Origin of the sequence: Bacillus sp. ChL18, assembly GCF_026241425.1 — a bacterium.
Taxonomy (GTDB): domain Bacteria; phylum Bacillota; class Bacilli; order Bacillales; family Bacillaceae; genus Bacillus; species Bacillus velezensis.
In genome coordinates, this window is record NZ_JAPHWE010000005.1 from 41,899 (window position 1) to 59,863 (window position 17,965).

At 45.1% G+C, this 17,965-nt stretch carries 20 protein-coding genes, 1 rRNA gene and 1 other annotated feature; all 21 genes read right to left on the reverse strand.

Going from position 1 to position 17,965, the window contains the following annotated elements; translation table 11 throughout:
* Positions 1-51: 51 nt before the first annotated feature.
* On the reverse strand, positions 52-477 hold the full coding sequence (rplK, locus tag OQ477_RS19995; RefSeq protein WP_003156430.1) for a 50S ribosomal protein L11: 426 nt from the start codon (positions 475-477) through the stop codon (positions 52-54).
* A gap of 167 nt (positions 478-644) precedes the next feature.
* Positions 645-1,178, reverse strand: coding sequence for a transcription termination/antitermination protein NusG (gene nusG / locus OQ477_RS20000; RefSeq protein WP_003156423.1), 534 nt, complete (start codon positions 1,176-1,178; stop codon positions 645-647).
* A gap of 167 nt (positions 1,179-1,345) precedes the next feature.
* Positions 1,346-1,525, reverse strand: a complete 180-nt coding sequence (secE, locus tag OQ477_RS20005; protein ID WP_003156422.1) for a preprotein translocase subunit SecE — start codon at positions 1,523-1,525, stop codon at positions 1,346-1,348.
* 32 nt (positions 1,526-1,557) lie between these two features.
* On the reverse strand, positions 1,558-1,707 hold the full coding sequence (gene rpmG / locus OQ477_RS20010) for a 50S ribosomal protein L33 (RefSeq protein WP_003156421.1): 150 nt from the start codon (positions 1,705-1,707) through the stop codon (positions 1,558-1,560).
* An 85-nt stretch (positions 1,708-1,792) separates the two neighbouring features.
* Positions 1,793-2,449 carry an RNA polymerase sporulation sigma factor SigH gene (gene sigH, locus OQ477_RS20015; protein ID WP_003156415.1) on the reverse strand — a complete coding sequence of 219 codons (657 nt, stop codon included), beginning with the start codon at positions 2,447-2,449 and terminating at the stop codon, positions 1,793-1,795.
* 62 nt (positions 2,450-2,511) lie between these two features.
* Entirely contained in the window at positions 2,512-3,024 is a 513-nt protein-coding gene (gene rae1 / locus OQ477_RS20020; protein ID WP_003156414.1) for a ribosome-dependent mRNA decay endonuclease Rae1/YacP, read from the reverse strand.
* Between the two features lie 6 nt (positions 3,025-3,030).
* A complete protein-coding gene (gene rlmB / locus OQ477_RS20025; RefSeq protein WP_003156413.1) occupies positions 3,031-3,780 on the reverse strand; it encodes a 23S rRNA (guanosine(2251)-2'-O)-methyltransferase RlmB in 750 nt (249 codons plus the stop codon).
* Positions 3,764-4,195 (reverse strand): Mini-ribonuclease 3, encoded by a 432-nt coding sequence (locus OQ477_RS20030; RefSeq protein ID WP_003156412.1) that lies wholly within the window; start codon positions 4,193-4,195, stop codon positions 3,764-3,766. The genes rlmB and OQ477_RS20030 overlap by 17 nt, the downstream gene beginning before the upstream one ends.
* A gap of 4 nt (positions 4,196-4,199) precedes the next feature.
* Positions 4,200-5,600: a cysteine--tRNA ligase gene (gene cysS, locus OQ477_RS20035; RefSeq protein WP_007615229.1), complete on the reverse strand. Its 1,401-nt coding sequence runs from the start codon at positions 5,598-5,600 to the stop codon at positions 4,200-4,202.
* Positions 5,597-6,250 (reverse strand): serine O-acetyltransferase, encoded by a 654-nt coding sequence (gene cysE / locus OQ477_RS20040; protein WP_003156410.1) that lies wholly within the window; start codon positions 6,248-6,250, stop codon positions 5,597-5,599. The genes cysS and cysE overlap by 4 nt, the downstream gene beginning before the upstream one ends.
* Positions 6,251-6,324: 74 nt before the next feature.
* Positions 6,325-6,558 (reverse strand) — a binding site (T-box leader).
* A gap of 2 nt (positions 6,559-6,560) precedes the next feature.
* Entirely contained in the window at positions 6,561-8,012 is a 1,452-nt protein-coding gene (gene gltX, locus OQ477_RS20045) for a glutamate--tRNA ligase (RefSeq protein WP_007410392.1), read from the reverse strand.
* Between the two features lie 91 nt (positions 8,013-8,103).
* A complete protein-coding gene (gene ispF, locus OQ477_RS20050) occupies positions 8,104-8,580 on the reverse strand; it encodes a 2-C-methyl-D-erythritol 2,4-cyclodiphosphate synthase (protein ID WP_038456712.1) in 477 nt (158 codons plus the stop codon).
* Positions 8,573-9,271, reverse strand: a complete 699-nt coding sequence (gene ispD, locus OQ477_RS20055) for a 2-C-methyl-D-erythritol 4-phosphate cytidylyltransferase (protein WP_044803062.1) — start codon at positions 9,269-9,271, stop codon at positions 8,573-8,575. Before ispD ends, ispF begins: the two co-directional genes overlap by 8 nt.
* A gap of 12 nt (positions 9,272-9,283) precedes the next feature.
* Positions 9,284-10,384: a PIN/TRAM domain-containing protein gene (locus tag OQ477_RS20060; protein ID WP_003156403.1), complete on the reverse strand. Its 1,101-nt coding sequence runs from the start codon at positions 10,382-10,384 to the stop codon at positions 9,284-9,286.
* 113 nt (positions 10,385-10,497) lie between these two features.
* On the reverse strand, positions 10,498-11,580 hold the full coding sequence (disA, locus tag OQ477_RS20065) for a DNA integrity scanning diadenylate cyclase DisA (protein WP_007615225.1): 1,083 nt from the start codon (positions 11,578-11,580) through the stop codon (positions 10,498-10,500).
* A gap of 3 nt (positions 11,581-11,583) precedes the next feature.
* Positions 11,584-12,963 carry a DNA repair protein RadA gene (radA, locus tag OQ477_RS20070; RefSeq protein ID WP_014416742.1) on the reverse strand — a complete coding sequence of 460 codons (1,380 nt, stop codon included), beginning with the start codon at positions 12,961-12,963 and terminating at the stop codon, positions 11,584-11,586.
* A gap of 93 nt (positions 12,964-13,056) precedes the next feature.
* Positions 13,057-15,489, reverse strand: coding sequence for an ATP-dependent protease ATP-binding subunit ClpC (gene clpC, locus OQ477_RS20075; RefSeq protein WP_015239036.1), 2,433 nt, complete (start codon positions 15,487-15,489; stop codon positions 13,057-13,059).
* Complete coding sequence (locus OQ477_RS20080; RefSeq protein ID WP_003156398.1) at positions 15,486-16,577, reverse strand: protein arginine kinase; 1,092 nt, start codon at positions 16,575-16,577, stop codon at positions 15,486-15,488. Before OQ477_RS20080 ends, clpC begins: the two co-directional genes overlap by 4 nt.
* Entirely contained in the window at positions 16,577-17,134 is a 558-nt protein-coding gene (locus OQ477_RS20085; RefSeq protein WP_007410387.1) for a UvrB/UvrC motif-containing protein, read from the reverse strand. The genes OQ477_RS20080 and OQ477_RS20085 overlap by 1 nt, the downstream gene beginning before the upstream one ends.
* A gap of 13 nt (positions 17,135-17,147) precedes the next feature.
* A complete protein-coding gene (gene ctsR / locus OQ477_RS20090) occupies positions 17,148-17,612 on the reverse strand; it encodes a transcriptional regulator CtsR (RefSeq protein WP_003156396.1) in 465 nt (154 codons plus the stop codon).
* A 227-nt stretch (positions 17,613-17,839) separates the two neighbouring features.
* Positions 17,840-17,955: ribosomal RNA gene (gene rrf / locus OQ477_RS20095) — 5S ribosomal RNA — on the reverse strand.
* Between the last annotated feature and the right edge of the window lie 10 nt (positions 17,956-17,965).

Here is a 17,965-nt window from a genome sequence, read left to right on the forward strand (position 1 = left end):
ACGAATAAGGGTTGCGAACTTGTGAAAACTCGCAACCCGACAAGAAACAAATTAATCCTCGATAACGATACCCATACTGCGGGCAGTACCTTCAACCATGCGCATTGCCGCTTCAACGTCTGCTGCGTTTAAGTCAGGCATTTTCGTTTCAGCGATTTCGCGAACCTTATCGCGCTTAACGGTTGCCACTTTATTACGGTTTGGTTCACCAGAACCAGACTCAATTCCAGCTGCTTTTTTAAGCAATACTGCAGCAGGCGGAGTTTTTGTAATAAATGTAAATGAACGGTCTTCGTAAACCGAAATTTCAACAGGAATGATTAAACCAGCTTGGTCAGCTGTACGAGCGTTAAACTCCTTACAGAATCCCATGATATTTACACCGGCTTGACCTAGTGCAGGTCCAACTGGCGGCGCTGGGTTAGCTTTTCCAGCAGGAATTTGCAATTTTACAACTTTTACTACTTTTTTAGCCACGAGACACACCTCCTTAAGTCCGTGATGTGGTAATAGGGTAAACCCTCCCACTCAAGGTTTCATTCTTTATATGAATGACGAAATATCAAGCTAGCTGCCTTGGATTAGTCCAAGACGTACCTTTGCTATATTATCATTAATATATAGCAATTTCAAGTTTTTTCACATTACAATTTGTCGATCTGGGTAAATTCCAGTTCAACCGGCGTTTCACGGCCGAACATGTTAACAAATACTTTCACTTTGCTCTTATCATAATCAATCTCTTCAATTGATCCTGTAAAGTTGGCGAAAGGTCCGTCTATGACTTTGACTGTCTCATTCAATTCAAAATCAATGTCGGTTTTCCGCTCATCCATGCCCATGCGTTTTAAGATGGTTTCCGCTTCGCCAGGAAGAAGCGGAGTCGGCTTTGAGCCTGAACCGGCTGATCCGACGAATCCGGTAACGCCCGGCGTGTTGCGGACCACATACCAGGAATCATCAGTCATGACGATTTCAACAAGCACATAACCCGGGAACACTTTCTTTTTGACTACTTTTTTCTTCCCGTTCTTAATATCAGTCTCTTCTTCTTCAGGGACGACAACGCGGAAAATTTTATCCTGCATTCCCATTGATTCCACACGTTTTTCAAGGTTTGCTTTTACTTTGTTTTCATAACCGGAATACGTATGAACAACATACCAATTCTTTTCCATTCTATCAGGACTCTGCAGTCCTTCCCTCCCCGCATTTAAAAATGAAGTGTAAAACAAAAAATAGGCTCAGGGCCTATGAATCCTTTTTTCAACAACACAATAAAAAACCCGCTGAACGGGTTTTGGCAAACGATATTATGATCTATTATAGCACGTATTGCTGATCATTATTCAACTATTAAACGAATTAATTGAGAAATTCCTGTATCAAGGAGGGCAAAAAAGATAACAAAAAAGATAACCGTTGAAATCACCGTGATCGTATAGCGCGTTAACTCTTTGCCTTTAGGCCAGCTAACCTTTTTCATTTCTTTCCCAACATCTTTAAAGAAACTCATCATGCGCATGTAAAAGACCTCCACAATTTAAAAAGCGAACACTATTTTGTTTCTAAATGAGCTGTATGTGAATTGCAAGTGCTGCAGTACTTCTTAACTTCTAACCGCTCAGCCGCTGATGCAGAGCTTTTCATTGTCGTATAATTACGATTTCCGCATGTTTTGCATGCCAGCGTAATCTTTTTTCTCATGTCGTTACACCTTTTCCTAAACATTCATTTATCTTAATAAAATAGCACAGTCAGAAAAATTCTGTCAATATGACACAGAAACCTGCTACAGGCTGATCTCTCTTATTTCTAAATACTTTTCAAGCTTGCGCTTCACGCGCTGCAGGGCATTATCGATTGATTTTACGTGTCGGTTTAAGTCATCTGAAATCTCTTGGTAACTTCTTCCGTCCAAGTACAAAACAAGCACCTTTCTCTCCAGATCGCTCAGCAGTTCTCCCATTTTCATTTCGATATCATCAAATTCTTCCTGATTAATAATCATCTCTTCAGGATTTAACGTTTTAGCGCCTGAAATGACATCAAGCAGTGTTCTGTCAGATTCTTCATCAAAAATAGGTTTGTCTAAAGAAACATAGGAATTTAAAGGAATGTGTTTCTGACGGGTAGCTGTCTTTATTGCGGTAATAATCTGGCGGGTAATGCATAGTTCTGCAAAAGCTTTAAATGAAGTAAGCTTGTCCTCTCTAAAGTCTCGGATAGACTTATATAAGCCTATCATCCCTTCCTGTACAATATCTTCTCTGTCGGCCCCTATTAAAAAATAAGACCTTGCTTTCGCCCGTACAAAATTACGGTACTTCGTAATCAAGTAATCTAACGCATCACTATCCCCAACATGAACCTTTTCAATGACCTGCTCGTCCTCCAACTGGCAAAATTGCACTTTGTTGAACTTTCCCTTGCTGTTCTGTAGATTCACTGCGATCCCCCCGGCGCACGTAGATAGAAATATTATACATTAATGGGCGAAAAAGCGTCAACCTAATCCAGACCGCCTCGGCGCCACTTTTCAAACGTTTTCAAAACCTCTTCGGACAGCTCGATTTTACCCGGTGGTTTTTCAGAAGTGATCTTTGAAACCCGCCTTTGAATCCGGCGCTCTATCGTATCCACTTCCCTCAGGAGCTCCCGGGCGGATTTACGGAGAGCCCCTTGTCCGAAAATCGCCCACTGCTCCGTATAATCGGAGGTTGCGACATGAATCTGTGTCGCAATATTATTCAGCGCCTGGGCAAGCTTCTCGATCCGCTCATCCGCCGTTTCATTCTCCCGTGTAAAAATCACTTCGACTCTGTGATTCGTTTGTTTTTTCTCTATGCCTTTTACCAGGTGTGCGTCAAACACCACAATGACTCTGATTCCCGTGTAGGACTGATATTCCGCCATCTTCTGGATCAGTACATCTCTCGCTTCTTCAAAACTGTTCGCTTTTAAATCCTTTAGCTGCGGCCAAGCTCCAATCATGTTGTATCCGTCTACTAACAGGATGTCCATCTGTCTTCATTCCCCTAAAGGATTGCGCTTCCGGTAGACTTCATACATGAGAAGGCCGGCCGCAACCGACGCATTCAAAGACGTGACTTTTCCGGCCATCGGAAGCTTAATGAGAAAATCACATTTCTCTTTCACAAGCCGGCCCATTCCTCTGCCTTCGCTTCCGATAACGAGCGCCAAAGGCATCTTGCCGTCCATAGAGCGGTAGTCTTCCCGGGCGGATGCATCCGTTCCGACGACCCAAATCCCCCGCTCCTTCATTTCATCAAGTGTCCGGGCAAGGTTGGTCACCTTCACGACGGGAATGTGTTCAATCGCACCGGTCGAAGCTTTTGCGACCGTCGAAGTCAGTCCGACCGCTCTGCGTTTCGGAATCACGATGCCGTGTGCACCGACAGCGTCAGCCGTTCTCATGATGGAACCGAGATTATGAGGGTCTTCCAGCTCGTCCAGTATGAGAAAGAAAGGCTGTTCGTTTCTCTCTTCCGCTCTTTTATATAATTCGTCTAATTGTGCATATTCATATGCCGCCACTTGGGCGACAACACCCTGATGCTGCCCCTCCACCATCTGATCGAGTTTTTTCCTCGGTACAAATTGAATGGTGACGCCGCGCTTTTTAGCAAGCTCCATAACTTGCTGCGCCTGTCCTTTTACTGTGTTTTCCGCCATCCATAACTTATACAGCTTGCGATCTGACTTTAACGTCTCAATCACAGCGTTTTTTCCTATGACGTAATCATGTTGCTGACTCATTTGTTTTCCTCCCTGACGTCCCGACTTGTATAGCCTCAGCAATCAGCTGATTCAGTCTTTCTTCTCTTTTCTCAAGAAAAAGGTATCCGAGTAAAGCCTCAAAAGCTGTACTATGGCGGTACGTCTGTACATCTGTGTTTTTAGGCGTCGTCCCTGATTTCGCGTTTCTGCCTCTTCTCAGCACGGCTTCCTCTTCCTCCGTGAAAAAGGATTCGTCCTGAAGGCGGAACAATATGTCTGCCTGTGATTTTGCCGATACAATCCGGCTCGCCTTCTTATGAAGGTCATTCGGTTTCGTAAAGCCCTGCTTAAGCAGGTGATGCCGGACGTATATTTCAAAAATGGCATCACCCATATAAGCAAGCGCAAGACCGTTTAACTGCTTTGAATCTTTGATTTGTTCAAATTGAAGCATCCGCTTACTCTCCCCGCTTCCAGCGAGTTCCCTGGGCCGTATCTTCAAGAATGATATTCATGCTTTTCAGCTGATCGCGAATCTGGTCTGACAAAGCAAAATCGCGATTGCGGCGGGCTTCATTTCTCTTCTCAATCAACTCTTCAATCTCTTCGTCGACAAGCTCTTCTTCGCCGAGCGTAAGTCCGAGAACAGATCCGATTCTGTCAAACATGCTGATAAAGGCTTTAATGACGTGATCCGCCGTATTGTCTTCCTGCATGTAGTAATTGGCGAGCTTCGCCAGATCAAACCAAACGGAAATCGCATTCGCCGTATTAAAATCATCATCCATCGCTTCTTCAAACGCAGTGCGGTGCTCTTCGATTTTAGCGAGCCATTCCTCATCATTGTCAGTCAGATTCGTGCTGCTAATCAAACGATGGTTTAAATTACTGTAGGCCGTCTTCAGGCGGTTAAACGCGTTTTTTGTTTTCTCAAGCAGCTCTTCCGAATAGTTGATCGGGTGGCGGTAATGAACGGACAGCATGAAAAATCTCAAAAGCTGCGGGTCATATTGCTTAATGATATCGTGCACCAAAACAAAGTTGCCGAGAGATTTTGACATCTTCTCATTATCGATATTGATATATCCGTTGTGAAGCCAGTATTTTGCGAATGTCTTGCCTGTTAATGCTTCAGATTGGGCGATTTCGTTTTCATGGTGCGGGAATGTCAGGTCCTGACCGCCGGCATGAATATCGATTTCGTCACCCAAATACTTTTTCACCATTGCGGAGCATTCAATATGCCAGCCCGGGCGGCCTTTTCCCCAAGGGCTATCCCATGAAATTTCTCCGTCCTTAGCAGCTTTCCAAAGAGCAAAGTCCAGCGCATCCTCTTTCTTCTCGCCGACCCGGATACGCGCGCCTGATCTGAGTTCATCAATTGATTGCTGAGATAGCTTGCCGTAGCCTTCGAAGGCCCTTGTTTTGAAATAGACGTCGCCTTCTGATTCATAAGCGTAGCCTTTTTTAATCAGCTCGCTGACAAATTCAATAATGGCGTCCATGTTTTCCATGACCCGGGGGTGAAGATCCGCTTTCCGGCATCCGAGGGCGCCCACGTCTTCAAAATACGCTTTAATAAACCGTTCAGAAACGGCCGGGACGTCCTCGCCGAGCTCGTTGGCCGCCTTAATCAGTTTGTCGTCAACATCGGTGAAATTCGATACGTATTGAACATCGTATCCTTTATACTCTAAATAGTTGCGTACGGTATCATACACAATCGCCGGACGGGCGTTTCCGATATGAATATAGTTGTATACAGTCGGTCCGCACACGTACATTTTTACTTTGCCTTCCTCAAGAGGAACGAATGTTTCCTTTTTCCGTGTCAATGTATTATAAAGTGTAATGGTCATTTTTGGTTGATCCTTTCTTTTTTATCTTCCAGTTCAGCCTGCAGTTCAAAAATCTGCTGCTCCAATGCTCTAAACCGGTCAGCAACCGGATCGGGCAAGTCTTGGTGATTGAGATCGCGTTTGATTTTTCTTCCGTTCTGAATGACGACTTTCCCCGGTATGCCGACAACGGTCGAAAAGTCGGGAACATCACGAAGCACAACGGAGCCGGCCCCTACTTTAGAACCCTGCCCGACCGTAATAGAGCCGAGCACCTTCGCTCCGGTTGCAATTAAAGCATCATCTTTTATGGTCGGATGCCGCTTCCCCTTTTCTTTTCCCGTTCCCCCGAGAGTGACACCTTGGAATACCGTCACGTTATTGCCGATTTCACATGTTTCCCCTATGACGACCCCCATACCGTGGTCAATGAAAAACCTTCTCCCGATGGTCGCGCCGGGATGGATTTCAATTCCGGTAAAGAAACGGGCAATCTGTGATATCAGGCGCGCCAGGAAGAAAAATCTCCGTTTATATAAAGCATGTGCAATCCGATGCGCCCATATAGCATGTAAACCAGAATAAGTTAAAACAACTTCGAAATAGCTTCTTGCTGCCGGATCTTGATCGAACACTGTATCTATGTCTTCTTTTAGCATTTTAAAAAACACATGCTTCCCCCCATTCTCTCCCCGCTCCAGTCTGTTTTTCCGCCTATAAAAAAAGCGCCTCTGCATGTAAACATGACAGAGACGCTTTTACCGCGCGGTTCCACTCTGTTTGAAAAACAAGTCACTGTTTTCCCAACTTAAAAGCCGGTAACGGCGGCGGCCGCCTTTAAATACTGATTTCCGCAGAAATGTTCTTCAAAGGTCTTAAGGGCGCACTTCTAAAACATGACGCATGAATCTCTCTCAGCCGATGAAGATTCTTTCTGTAATGGTCATTGTTTTATACTCTTCCCTGTCAACAATCGTATATTTAAATGCTTTTCAGGCGTCTGACGGCTGTTTCTCTGCCGATCAGCTCAATGGCCTGCGGAAGCTCAGGACCGTGTGTCTGACCGGTAACCGCTACACGAATCGGCATGAACAGCTTTTTGCCTTTATGGCCCGTTTCTTTCTGAACAGCTTTGATTGAGGCTTTGATCAGCTCAGGCGTAAATTCTTCAAGCTCTTCAAGCTTCGCAGCAAATACGCTGAGCACTTCAGGCACCTGTTCTTCTTCCAGAACGGCTTTTGCCTCTTGATTATACTCGATCTCATCTTTAAAGAACAAATCAGTCAGCTCGACAATTTCAGCGCCGTAGCTCAATTGCTCATGGTAAAGAGAGATTAATTTACGAACCCATTCCTGCTCCTCGGCAGAAAGCTCAGTGCCGACTTTTCCTGCTTTTTGCAGGTGCGGCAGGGTCAGCTCAACCACTTGATCAAGATCCAGCGCTTTGACGTATTGGTTGTTGACCCATTTCAGTTTATGCATATCAAACAGAGCCGGTGACTTAGACAAACGATTCACATCAAAAATTTCAATGAATTGTTCTCTTGTGAAAAGCTCTTCTTCACCGACGGGAGACCAGCCGAGAAGTCCGATAAAGTTAAACAGCGCTTCAGGCAGGTAACCCAGCTCATCATACTGCTCAATAAACTGGATAATTGATTCATCACGTTTACTTAATTTTTTGCGGCTTTCGTTTACGATAAGCGTCATATGTCCGAAGACAGGAACATCCCAGCCGAATGCCTGGAAAATCATGATCTGTTTCGGTGTATTTGAAATGTGATCCTCACCGCGGAGCACGTGCGTCATTTTCATTAAGTAATCGTCAATCGCGACAGCAAAGTTATACGTCGGTGTTCCGTCTTTTTTGACGATGACAAAGTCGCCGATGCCGTCTGATTCAAAAGAAATCTCACCTTTTACGATATCGTTAAATGCGATGATTTTCCCTTCCGGCACGCGGAAACGGATGCTCGGCTGTCTGCCTTCGGCTAAAAACTGCTCCTGCTCTTCCTGAGTCAGGTTTCTGTGTTTGCCGGAATAGCGCGGCATTTCCCCGCGGGCGATTTGCTCTTCACGTTCTTTCTCAAGTTCTTCTTCCGTACAGAAACATTTATAAGCAAGCCCTTTTTCAAGAAGCTCTTCATAGTACTTTTTGTAAATGTCGTTACGCTCAGACTGGCGGTACGGGCCGTATTCTCCGCCGATATCCACACTTTCATCCCAGTCCATGCCGAGCCATTTCAAATAGTTGAGCTGGCTTTGCTCTCCGCCTTCAATATTTCGCTTTTTGTCCGTATCCTCAATCCGGATAATAAACTTTCCGCCTTGGCTGCGGGCAAATAAATAGTTAAAAAGCGCTGTTCTGGCGTTACCGATATGCAAATGTCCGGTCGGACTCGGTGCATAACGAACGCGTACTTCATTTCCCATGTTCAAATACTTCCTTTCATCTCGTCTGTAGCCTCTAGCCGAATATATGTATCTATTCTACCACCAAATAGACCGGGCATCAAAACAATGATCAGGCTTTTTGGATCAGAACGGTCGCCTGAGCGGCAATTCCTTCAGCTCTTCCGGTAAACCCGAGCTTTTCAGTCGTCGTCGCTTTTACGTTTACTTGAGAGACGTCCGCCTCAAGGCCTTCCGCTATCCGCTTTCTCATAGCTTCAATATGCGGCGCCATTTTCGGCTTTTGCGCAATAATCGTGCAGTCTATATTTCCGAGTACGTATCCTTTTTCTTTAACAATGTTCCAGACATGCTGAAGCAGCTTAAAAGAATCCGCATCCTTGAATTCCGGATCAGTATCCGGGAAATGCTTGCCGATATCTCCTTCACCTGCCGCTCCGAGACACGCGTCTGCGACTGTATGCAGCAATACATCAGCATCTGAATGTCCGAGCAGCCCCTTTTCATAAGGAATTTCAATTCCGCCGATGATGAGAGGACGGCCTTCCGTTAATTGATGCACATCAAATCCTTGTCCGATTCTAAACATTATGATTCCCACTTTCCGCTTTCATGATTGCTTCCGCAAATATCAGGTCATCCGGCGTTGTCAGCTTAATATTGGTATAGCTGCCTTCAACGATACTCACCTGATATCCATCAAGACGCTCGACGAGGCTGGCGTCATCCGTCCCTAAGAAGCCTTTGTTTTCCGCTTCCATATGCGCCGTCTTCAATAAAGAAAGACGAAAAGCTTGCGGCGTTTGAACGGCCCACAAGCTTGAACGATCAAAGGTCTCCGCAACCCGGGAGCCTTCCGCCCGTTTTATCGTGTCTTTCACAGGAACAGCCAGGACAGCCGCTCCCGCCTCCTCTGCTGTTTCAACGAGCTTATCGATATGCTGATGTGTGACAAACGGGCGCGCTCCGTCATGAACAAGGACGACCGATTCCTTATCAATCACTTTCAGTCCTTCGAATACACTGTGCTGACGCTCCGCACCCCCGGTAACAAGCTCAATTTCCGTCTGAATCGGAAATTGGGCCAGCAGCTGGCGAAAATCTTCCTGTTCACTCTCGTTTATCACCAGGATTATTTTCTGACAGGGTGCGTGGCTTTCAAAAACCCGCAGTGTGTGTATAATAACAGGCGCACCTTTTAAGCTGATGAACAGCTTATTTTTCCCGGCCTTCATCCGTTTTCCTTGTCCGGCAGCCGGAATAACGACAACATACTCCATATGAACTCCCTCTTAAAGAGCTTTCTCAAGCAGCTTGGGCTTGGCAAAAATCATTCGTCCCGCCGCTGTCTGCAGTACGCTGGTTACGAGCACATCAATATGTTTCCCTATATAATTGCGGCCTTCTTCCACAACAATCATCGTACCGTCATCCAAGTAAGCCACACCTTGATTGTGCTCTTTCCCGTCCTTAATCACCTGCACATTCATCTCTTCGCCCGGAAGCACAACCGGCTTCACCGCGTTTGCAAGGTCATTAATATTCAGTACCGCAACCTTCTGAAGCTCACATACTTTATTTAAATTAAAATCATTCGTCACAACGACGCCGGATGTCAGCTTCGCAAGTTTGACAAGCTTGCTGTCAACCTCCTGAATGTCCTCGAAGTCGCCTTCATAAATTTCAACCGTAATATCCAGTTCCTTTTGAATGCGATTCAAGATATCCAGACCGCGGCGTCCTCTGTTACGTTTTAAAACATCTGAAGAATCAGCGATATGCTGTAATTCCTCCAGCACAAATTGAGGAATGACAATGACGCCTTCTAAAAAGCCCGTCTGACAAATATCTGCAATTCTCCCATCAATAATAACACTTGTATCTAAGATTTTCAGCCTTTTATCCTGTTCCTCCTGCTCCTCATCAGCACTTCCCTTTTTCTTCTGCATTCTTGCAGAAATGGAGAAAAGACTGATCAGTTCATCCTTTTTCTTAAATCCGACTTGGAAGCCCAGATAACCGAGAAAGAAAGCCAGAAAGACCGGAATGATGGTGCTGAATATACGGTACGGAATATTGTCCAGCGGAATCACGTTTACAATGAGATATGCGATGATAAGTCCAAAAACCAATCCGAGACTCCCGAATAACAGATCCGGCACCGGAGCTCTCAGCAAAGAATCTTCAATCCATTTTACCCAATTAATCACATATTCTGTCGTCCATATACTGATGAGAAAAAAGATAATAGCACCAATTGCAGCAGACGTATATGCGTTTGTTATTAAAGGTATGTCCTGTATATTTGACAGCACAAACAATTCAGGTATTAAAAAGATACCGACAACGCCGCCCACAATAATGAAGAACGCCTGAACTATTCGTTTTAACATACCTCCACCTCCTTTTAAGTAGCATTTTTTCAGCAGACTGTCAGAGCCTACAAATTCAGAATAAACAAAAACTAACAATAATATACCCGGATTCCGACAGGTTTAAGCGATTCTTAAAGCTGTCTATCTATATAGTGTTTTTCCTGAAGGCGTTTTAAGCCTTTTTTGATTTTTTTGGCGCGCACTTCGCCGATACCCTCAACATCATCAAGCTCTTCTACAGTGGCTTCCGTTATGCTTGGCAAAAACCCGAACGCCTCAACCACATTTTCAACAATCGGCATCGGCAGACGCGGAATTTTGTTCAGCAGCCTGTATCCTCTCGGGAGCACATAATCATCAATATTGGTAGAAGCCGGATATCCAAGCAGCTTAAACAGAATGGAATCATCAAGCAGATCATAGCTGGACATATCCTGAAGCTCTTTTAACAGCACGAACGGATCTTTGATTTTTTCTTTGACATAGTCTTTGATGAAAAGTGCCGCCTCTTCTTCCATGTCCGTAATCAGTTCAATCACCTGCAGACGGATTAAGTGGCCTTCCGTTCCGAGTTCTTTAATATACATATTGATTTCATTTTTTATTCGGAGCACCATTTCATATCGATGCATGACGGACAGCACGTCACTGAATGTCACAAGCTCCTCAAACTCTAATGCGTTTAAAGCAGTAATCGTTTTGTCTAAAATGGTTTTATACTTCTCAAGCGTTTGAATGGCCTGATTTGCCTTTGTTAAAATAAATCCTATGTCCTTTAGTGTGTACTTCATGCTGTCCTGATATAACGTAATGACATTTCTGCGCTCAGAAATGGCGATGACGAGACAGCCGGTCTGCTTCGCCACCCGTTCCGCCGTACGGTGCCTCATTCCCGTTTCTGAAGAAGAAATGGTCGCCTCCGGCATAAGCTGCGTATTCGCATAAAGAATTTTCTGGCCGGAATCACTTAAAATAATGGCACCGTCCATTTTGGCCAGCTCGTATAAGTGAGCGGGCGCAAATGATGTATTAATATGAAAACCGCCATCCACGACTTGCTTTACCTTATCATTGTATCCGACAACAATCAGGCCGCCTGTATTTGCCCGAAGTACATTCTCTATCCCGGCTCTGAGCGGGGTGCCCGGTGCAACGAACTGCAGAATTGCAGACAGGTCAAGCTCTTGTTTCGCCCCTTTTTTCTCTTTTTCCATCTATTATGATCCTCCTAATGAAGTACGAAGCGCTTCTGCAACATTTGCTACTCCGACAACCTCAATCCCTTTTGGTATTGTCCACCCATCTGCATTCGCCTCAGGTATGATCATACGCTTGAAGCCGAGTTTTGCCGCTTCTTTTACGCGCTGTTCGATTCTTGACACCCTGCGGACTTCTCCTGTCAGACCCACTTCACCGATAAAGCAATCTGCGGGATTCGGCGGTGTATCTCTGAAGCTTGAGGCAATGCTGACGGCTACTGCCAAATCAATCGCCGGTTCATCCAGTTTGACCCCGCCGGCGACCTTTAAATACGCATCTTGATTTTGAAGCAAAAGACCCACCCGCTTCTCAAGCACAGCCATAATTAACGACACCCTGTTGTGGTCAATGCCTGTAGCCATGCGGCGCGGGTTTCCAAAACTGGTCGGTGATATGAGCGCCTGGATTTCAACCAGGATCGGTCTCGTTCCTTCCATTGACGCAACGATACTCGAACCCGATGCCCCGGCAGAACGTTCTTCCAAGAATATTTCAGAAGGGTTCAGCACTTCCGTAAGCCCCTCTTCCCGCATTTCAAAGATGCCCATTTCATTTGTTGAGCCGAAACGGTTTTTTACGGCCCGCAAAATACGGAATGTATGGTGCCGCTCTCCTTCAAAGTATAGAACGGTATCGACCATGTGCTCAAGCAATCTCGGCCCTGCGATCGATCCTTCTTTTGTGACGTGCCCGACGATAAAAATAGGTATGCCGTTTGTTTTCGCGATTTTCATCAATTCGGCCGTACACTCTCTTACTTGTGATACACTGCCGGGAGCCGAGGTGATATCACTTTGGTACACGGTCTGAATGGAGTCTACGACAACAAATGCGGGTTTCATCTCTTGTATAGCAGACGAAATATACTCCATATCGGTTTCAGATAAAACATGTAACATTTGGCTGTTGATTCCAAGTCTGTCGGCGCGCAGCTTCGTTTGCTTCACGGATTCTTCCCCTGAAATGTAAAGCACGCTGCCGGCCGTATCTGCTAATTGTGCGGATACTTGGAGAAGGAGCGTTGATTTTCCGATGCCGGGATCGCCGCCGATTAATACTAACGAGCCCTTCACAACGCCGCCGCCAAGCACTCTGTTGAATTCTTCAAGCTTTGTGTGAACGCGGGGTTCTTCCGATGTTTCAATTGATGTAATGGGTGATGGTTTCTGGACGGTTTGAACGGAGTGGGAGAAAGCCGCCCGCCGATTCGCCGGCGCTTTTTTTATGGTTTCTTCCACCATTGTATTCCAAGCCCCGCAGCCCGGGCACTTTCCCATCCACTTTGCGGATTCATAACCGCATGAGTGGCAGATGAATTTTGTTTTTGATTTAGCCATATATGTTGTAAGACCTCTTCCTTATCGAATATTTCTCTATATAACAAATTGAGGCATACACTCGCTTACGTATGCCTCATGTTTGTCACTATATTAGTTCGTTTTAGCAGTTGTTTTTACGACAAATTCGCCGTCCTCAACATCAAGAACAATGTGCTGGCCTTTATCAATATTGCCTCTGAGGAGTTCTTCTGATAACCGGTCCTCCACATGCTTTTGAATCGCTCTTCTTAGCGGACGTGCGCCGTATTCCAAATCGACGCCCTCTTCTGCCACTTTCGCTTTTGCAGCATCCGTCAGCTCGATAGAGAGATCTTGTTCTTTCAGACGTTTTGTTAACTGATCAGACATAAGCGACACGATGTCTGTAAGATGTTTTTTCTCAAGGGAGTGGAAGACAATAATTTCGTCAATCCGGTTGATAAACTCAGGTCTGAAGGCACGCTTCAGCTCTCCCATGACTTTGTCTTTCATGTCTTTATGGTTTTGTGATTCATCCTGCACATTGAAGCCCACATATTTGTTGCGTTTCAGCTCGCTCGCTCCGACGTTTGACGTCATAATCAGGATCGTGTTGCGGAAATCCACAGTGCGTCCTTTTGAATCAGTCAAGCGTCCGTCTTCAAGCACTTGCAGGAGTATGTTAAACACATCAGGATGCGCTTTTTCAATTTCATCAAGCAGTACGACAGAGTAAGGTTTTCTTCTCACTTTTTCTGTCAGCTGGCCGCCTTCATCATAGCCGACATATCCCGGAGGAGAACCGACAAGACGTGAAGTCGAGTGTTTCTCCATGTATTCGGACATATCCACTCTGATCATCGCTTCCTCATCACCGAAAATGGATTCCGCCAGCGCTCGTGCCAGCTCTGTCTTCCCAACGCCTGTAGGGCCTAAGAAGATGAATGAACCAATCGGGCGTTTCGGGTCCTTCAGACCGGCTCTTGCACGTCTGACAGCCTTTGCAACGGCTACAACAGCTTCATCCTGGCCGATGACGCGGGAGTGCAGAATGTTTTCCATATTGAGAAGCTTATCTGTTTCCGTTTGGGCAATTTTAGATACAGGCACCCCGGTCCAGCTGGATACAACCATCGCAATATCCTCTACAGAAACTTCGGAGTTCTCCTGGCCTTGTTTTTCTTTCCACGTTTTTTTCGTGTCTTCCACCTGTTCTCTCAGGCGCTGCTCCGTATCACGAAGAGAAGCCGCTTTTTCAAACTCCTGGCTCTGAACGGCAGCGTCTTTTTCCTTGCGAACTTCATCGAGTTTCTGCTCAAGCTCTTTTAAGTTCGGAGGCGTTGTGAAAGAACGGAGACGCACTTTTGAACCCGCTTCATCAATTAAATCGATCGCTTTATCCGGAAGGAAGCGGTCAGAAATATAACGGTCGGACAATTTTACCGCCGCTTCAATCGCTTCATCGGTAATGGATACGCGGTGATGCGCTTCATAGCGGTCACGGAGCCCTTTTAAAATTTGAATGCTTTCATCGGCTGACGGCTGATCCACCTGAATCGGCTGGAAACGGCGCTCCAGAGCGGCGTCTTTTTCGATATATTTACGGTATTCATCAAGCGTTGTCGCACCGATGCATTGGAGCTCTCCGCGGGCCAGTGAAGGTTTTAAGATATTCGATGCGTCAATCGCACCTTCTGCTCCCCCCGCTCCAATCAGTGTATGCAGTTCGTCAATGAATAAAATAATATTGCCGGCCTGACGTATTTCATCCATTACTTTTTTCAAGCGGTCTTCAAATTCTCCGCGGTATTTCGTACCGGCTACAACCGTCCCCATGTCTAATGTCATTACGCGTTTATCACGTAAAATTTCCGGCACTTCATTATTGATGATCTGCTGTGCGAGGCCTTCAGCAATCGCAGTTTTACCTACACCCGGTTCTCCGATAAGAACGGGGTTATTCTTCGTTCTGCGGCTTAATACCTCAATAACACGCTGAATTTCTTTGCTTCGGCCGATAACCGGATCAAGACTGTCTTCCTTCGCAATCGCAGTTAAATCACGAGCCAAGCTGTCAAGCGTCGGCGTGTTTGCATTGCTGTTCGTACCGGATGCAGAAGATCCCGTCTCATTGCTTCCCAGAAGCTGCAGCACTTGCTGTCTCGCCTTATTCAAGCTGACACCGAGATTGTTCAGAACTCTCGCGGCCACGCCTTCTCCTTCACGAATCAGTCCGAGAAGTATGTGTTCTGTTCCCACATAAGAATGTCCTAGCTTTCTGGCTTCATCCATGCTGAGCTCAATGACTTTTTTTGCTCTTGGCGTATAATGAATCGTTTGAGACATTTCCTGTCCCCGTCCGATTAAGCTCTCCACTTCTTTCTGAATTTTATCCGAACCGAGTCCGAGTGCTTGAAGTGCTTTAGCCGCAATCCCTTCTCCTTCACGAACCAGACCTAATAAGATATGTTCAGTTCCAATATTGTTATGGCCTAAGCGCAGTGCTTCTTCCTGTGCCAGTGCCAATACCTTTTGAGCTCGCTCTGTAAACCTTCCAAACATCATATCGAATCATCCTCCTGTCTATTTGCACTCATTTCTAAATGCAGCCTTTCCCTGATAAGAGCCGCTCTTCTCGCGTCTCTTTCGTTCGGCCGTAATGCACCGCCCGAATATTGCTGGAGAAAACCCGGCTGTGTCAAAATCATCAGTTCATTAAGTATATTGCTTGATAACCCTTTGATGATTCCAAGGTCTATCCCCAGCCGAACGTCAGAAAGGCATTTCGCCGTTTCCTTTGATTCAATCATACGGCAGTTGGATAAAACACCGTAAGATCTGAATACCCGGTCCTCCAATTCAATTTTCGAGGTTTGGTAAAGCGCTTCTCGGGCTGAACGTTCCTGCTCAATCAGCTGGGCAGCCACACTGTTTAAATCATCTACAATGTCCTGTTCTGATTTTCCGAGTGTGATTTGATTTGAAATTTGAAAGATATTTCCTAATGCTTCGCTGCCTTCACCGTAAATTCCTCTAACAACTAAGCCTAATTGGTTAATTGCCGGTATAATTCGATTCATTTGCCTAGTTAATACAAGGCCCGGCAAATGCATCATGACTGAAGCCCTTAGTCCCGTCCCTACATTTGTAGGACAGCTTGTTAAGTACCCTCTCTTCTCTCCAAAGGCGTAATCCACTTTCTCCTCAATCCAGTCATCAACCTGGTTTGCCGCTTTTATGGCATTGAGAAGCTGGAAGCCAGGGAAGAGGCATTGAATTCTGATATGATCTTCTTCATTTAACATAATGCTGACTTCTTCATTTTCAGAAAGCAGACAGCCGCCAAAAGGGGATTCCGTTAAATTCGGGCTGATTAGATGTTTCTCCATCAGCACCCGTTTTTCCAAAGGCTGAGCTTCACTCATTCTGATTAAATGAAATTGACCGATATCAGGCAGTTCTTTTCCTGAAAAATGATCTTCGAATTGCTGAATGATGGATGAGGCTTCTTCATTCGTATACCGGGCGGGAAACTTTATATTTTCAAAGTTTCGGGCCAACCGTATACGGCTGCTGAGTACAATGTCACTTTCAGGTCCCTTTTGCTTCATCCAATTGCTTAGTGCGTCCTGAATAAAATGCTTGAGCGACATTACCCTTGTTCCCCCTCACTGTCTTTACTTTTTAATTTTTGCTCTAACGATCGGATCTGATCCCTGACCTCCGCTGCTCTTTCAAACTCTTCGTGGTGTATTAAAGATTCAAGTTCTTTTTTTAACATTTCCATTTGCCGTCTTACATGCAGGTTTCCGCCTATTCGTTTTGGAATTTTCCCGGCATGCACCGTATTCCCGCTGTGAACTTTTCGCAAGATCGGCGTAATTTGGCTGTAGAACGTATCGTAACATTCCGCACAGCCGAAACGCCCTGTTTTTCTCAGCTGCTGAAACGTCATACCGCATTTCTTACAAGCTGTCCCTTGCTCTGAATAGCCGAACATTTGAGAACCGGTGTTTTGAAATGAAGACTCCATATTCAGCAGCCCTGATAATAAATTATGAATCGAGAACCCTTGGTTTCCACTTATACTGTATGAATCGCTATTTTCTTTTGCACATTGTTCACAAATATGAACTTCTTGTTTTTCTCCATTAACAACTTTCGTAAAGTGAAAAGTGGCCGGTCTCTCATTGCATTCTTGACAAATCAATCTTTTCACCCGCTTACTTTAGTTTTAAAGATGTGAGCATTGCTTTCATCATTCTGGCTCTTAGTTCATCCCGTTCGGGCAAATCAATATATAGAACTGAACGATCCATTACACTCACCATCATTTTAGCTTCTCTTTCCGAAATAACTCCGTCCTCTAACAGTCTGAGAATAATGTCATCAGAGGCTGCCTGGGACAAGTGGGTATGAATCTGCGAAATAATATTATTGATGAGGACGACTTCGTTATTCATTTTAATTTTGATAATACGAATATAACCGCCGCCTCCCCGTTTACTTTCAACAATATATCCTCTTTCACTTGTAAATCTGGTGTTGATGACATAATTTATTTGGGAAGGAACACATTGAAATTTATCAGCGATTTCACTGCGTTTGATCTCTAAAATTTCTTTGCCATTTTGATCTAATACTTGTTTCAAGTACTGTTCAATGATGTCAGAAATATTATGTCCCACTCAACCCCCTCCTTCATTGACTTTGACTATATTTGACTTTAACCTTACTATAAGGTGTTTCGCAAAATTTTTCAACTGTATCGCTCTATCTCTATTATTTCCACTTTGCACAAGCATAAAACCTGCTTTTGCAAAAAGGCATATCGTTACGTTTCTCATATTATATAATGTATGCAGAAAAACACAAAAAAGGCAGCTCATGATGAGCTGCCTTTACCATAACGATAGCTTGGCGGCGTCCTACTCTCACAGGGGGAAACCCCCGACTACCATCGGCGCTGAAGAGCTTAACTTCCGTGTTCGGCATGGGAACGGGTGTGACCTCTTCGCTATCGCCACCAAACCATTGAGAG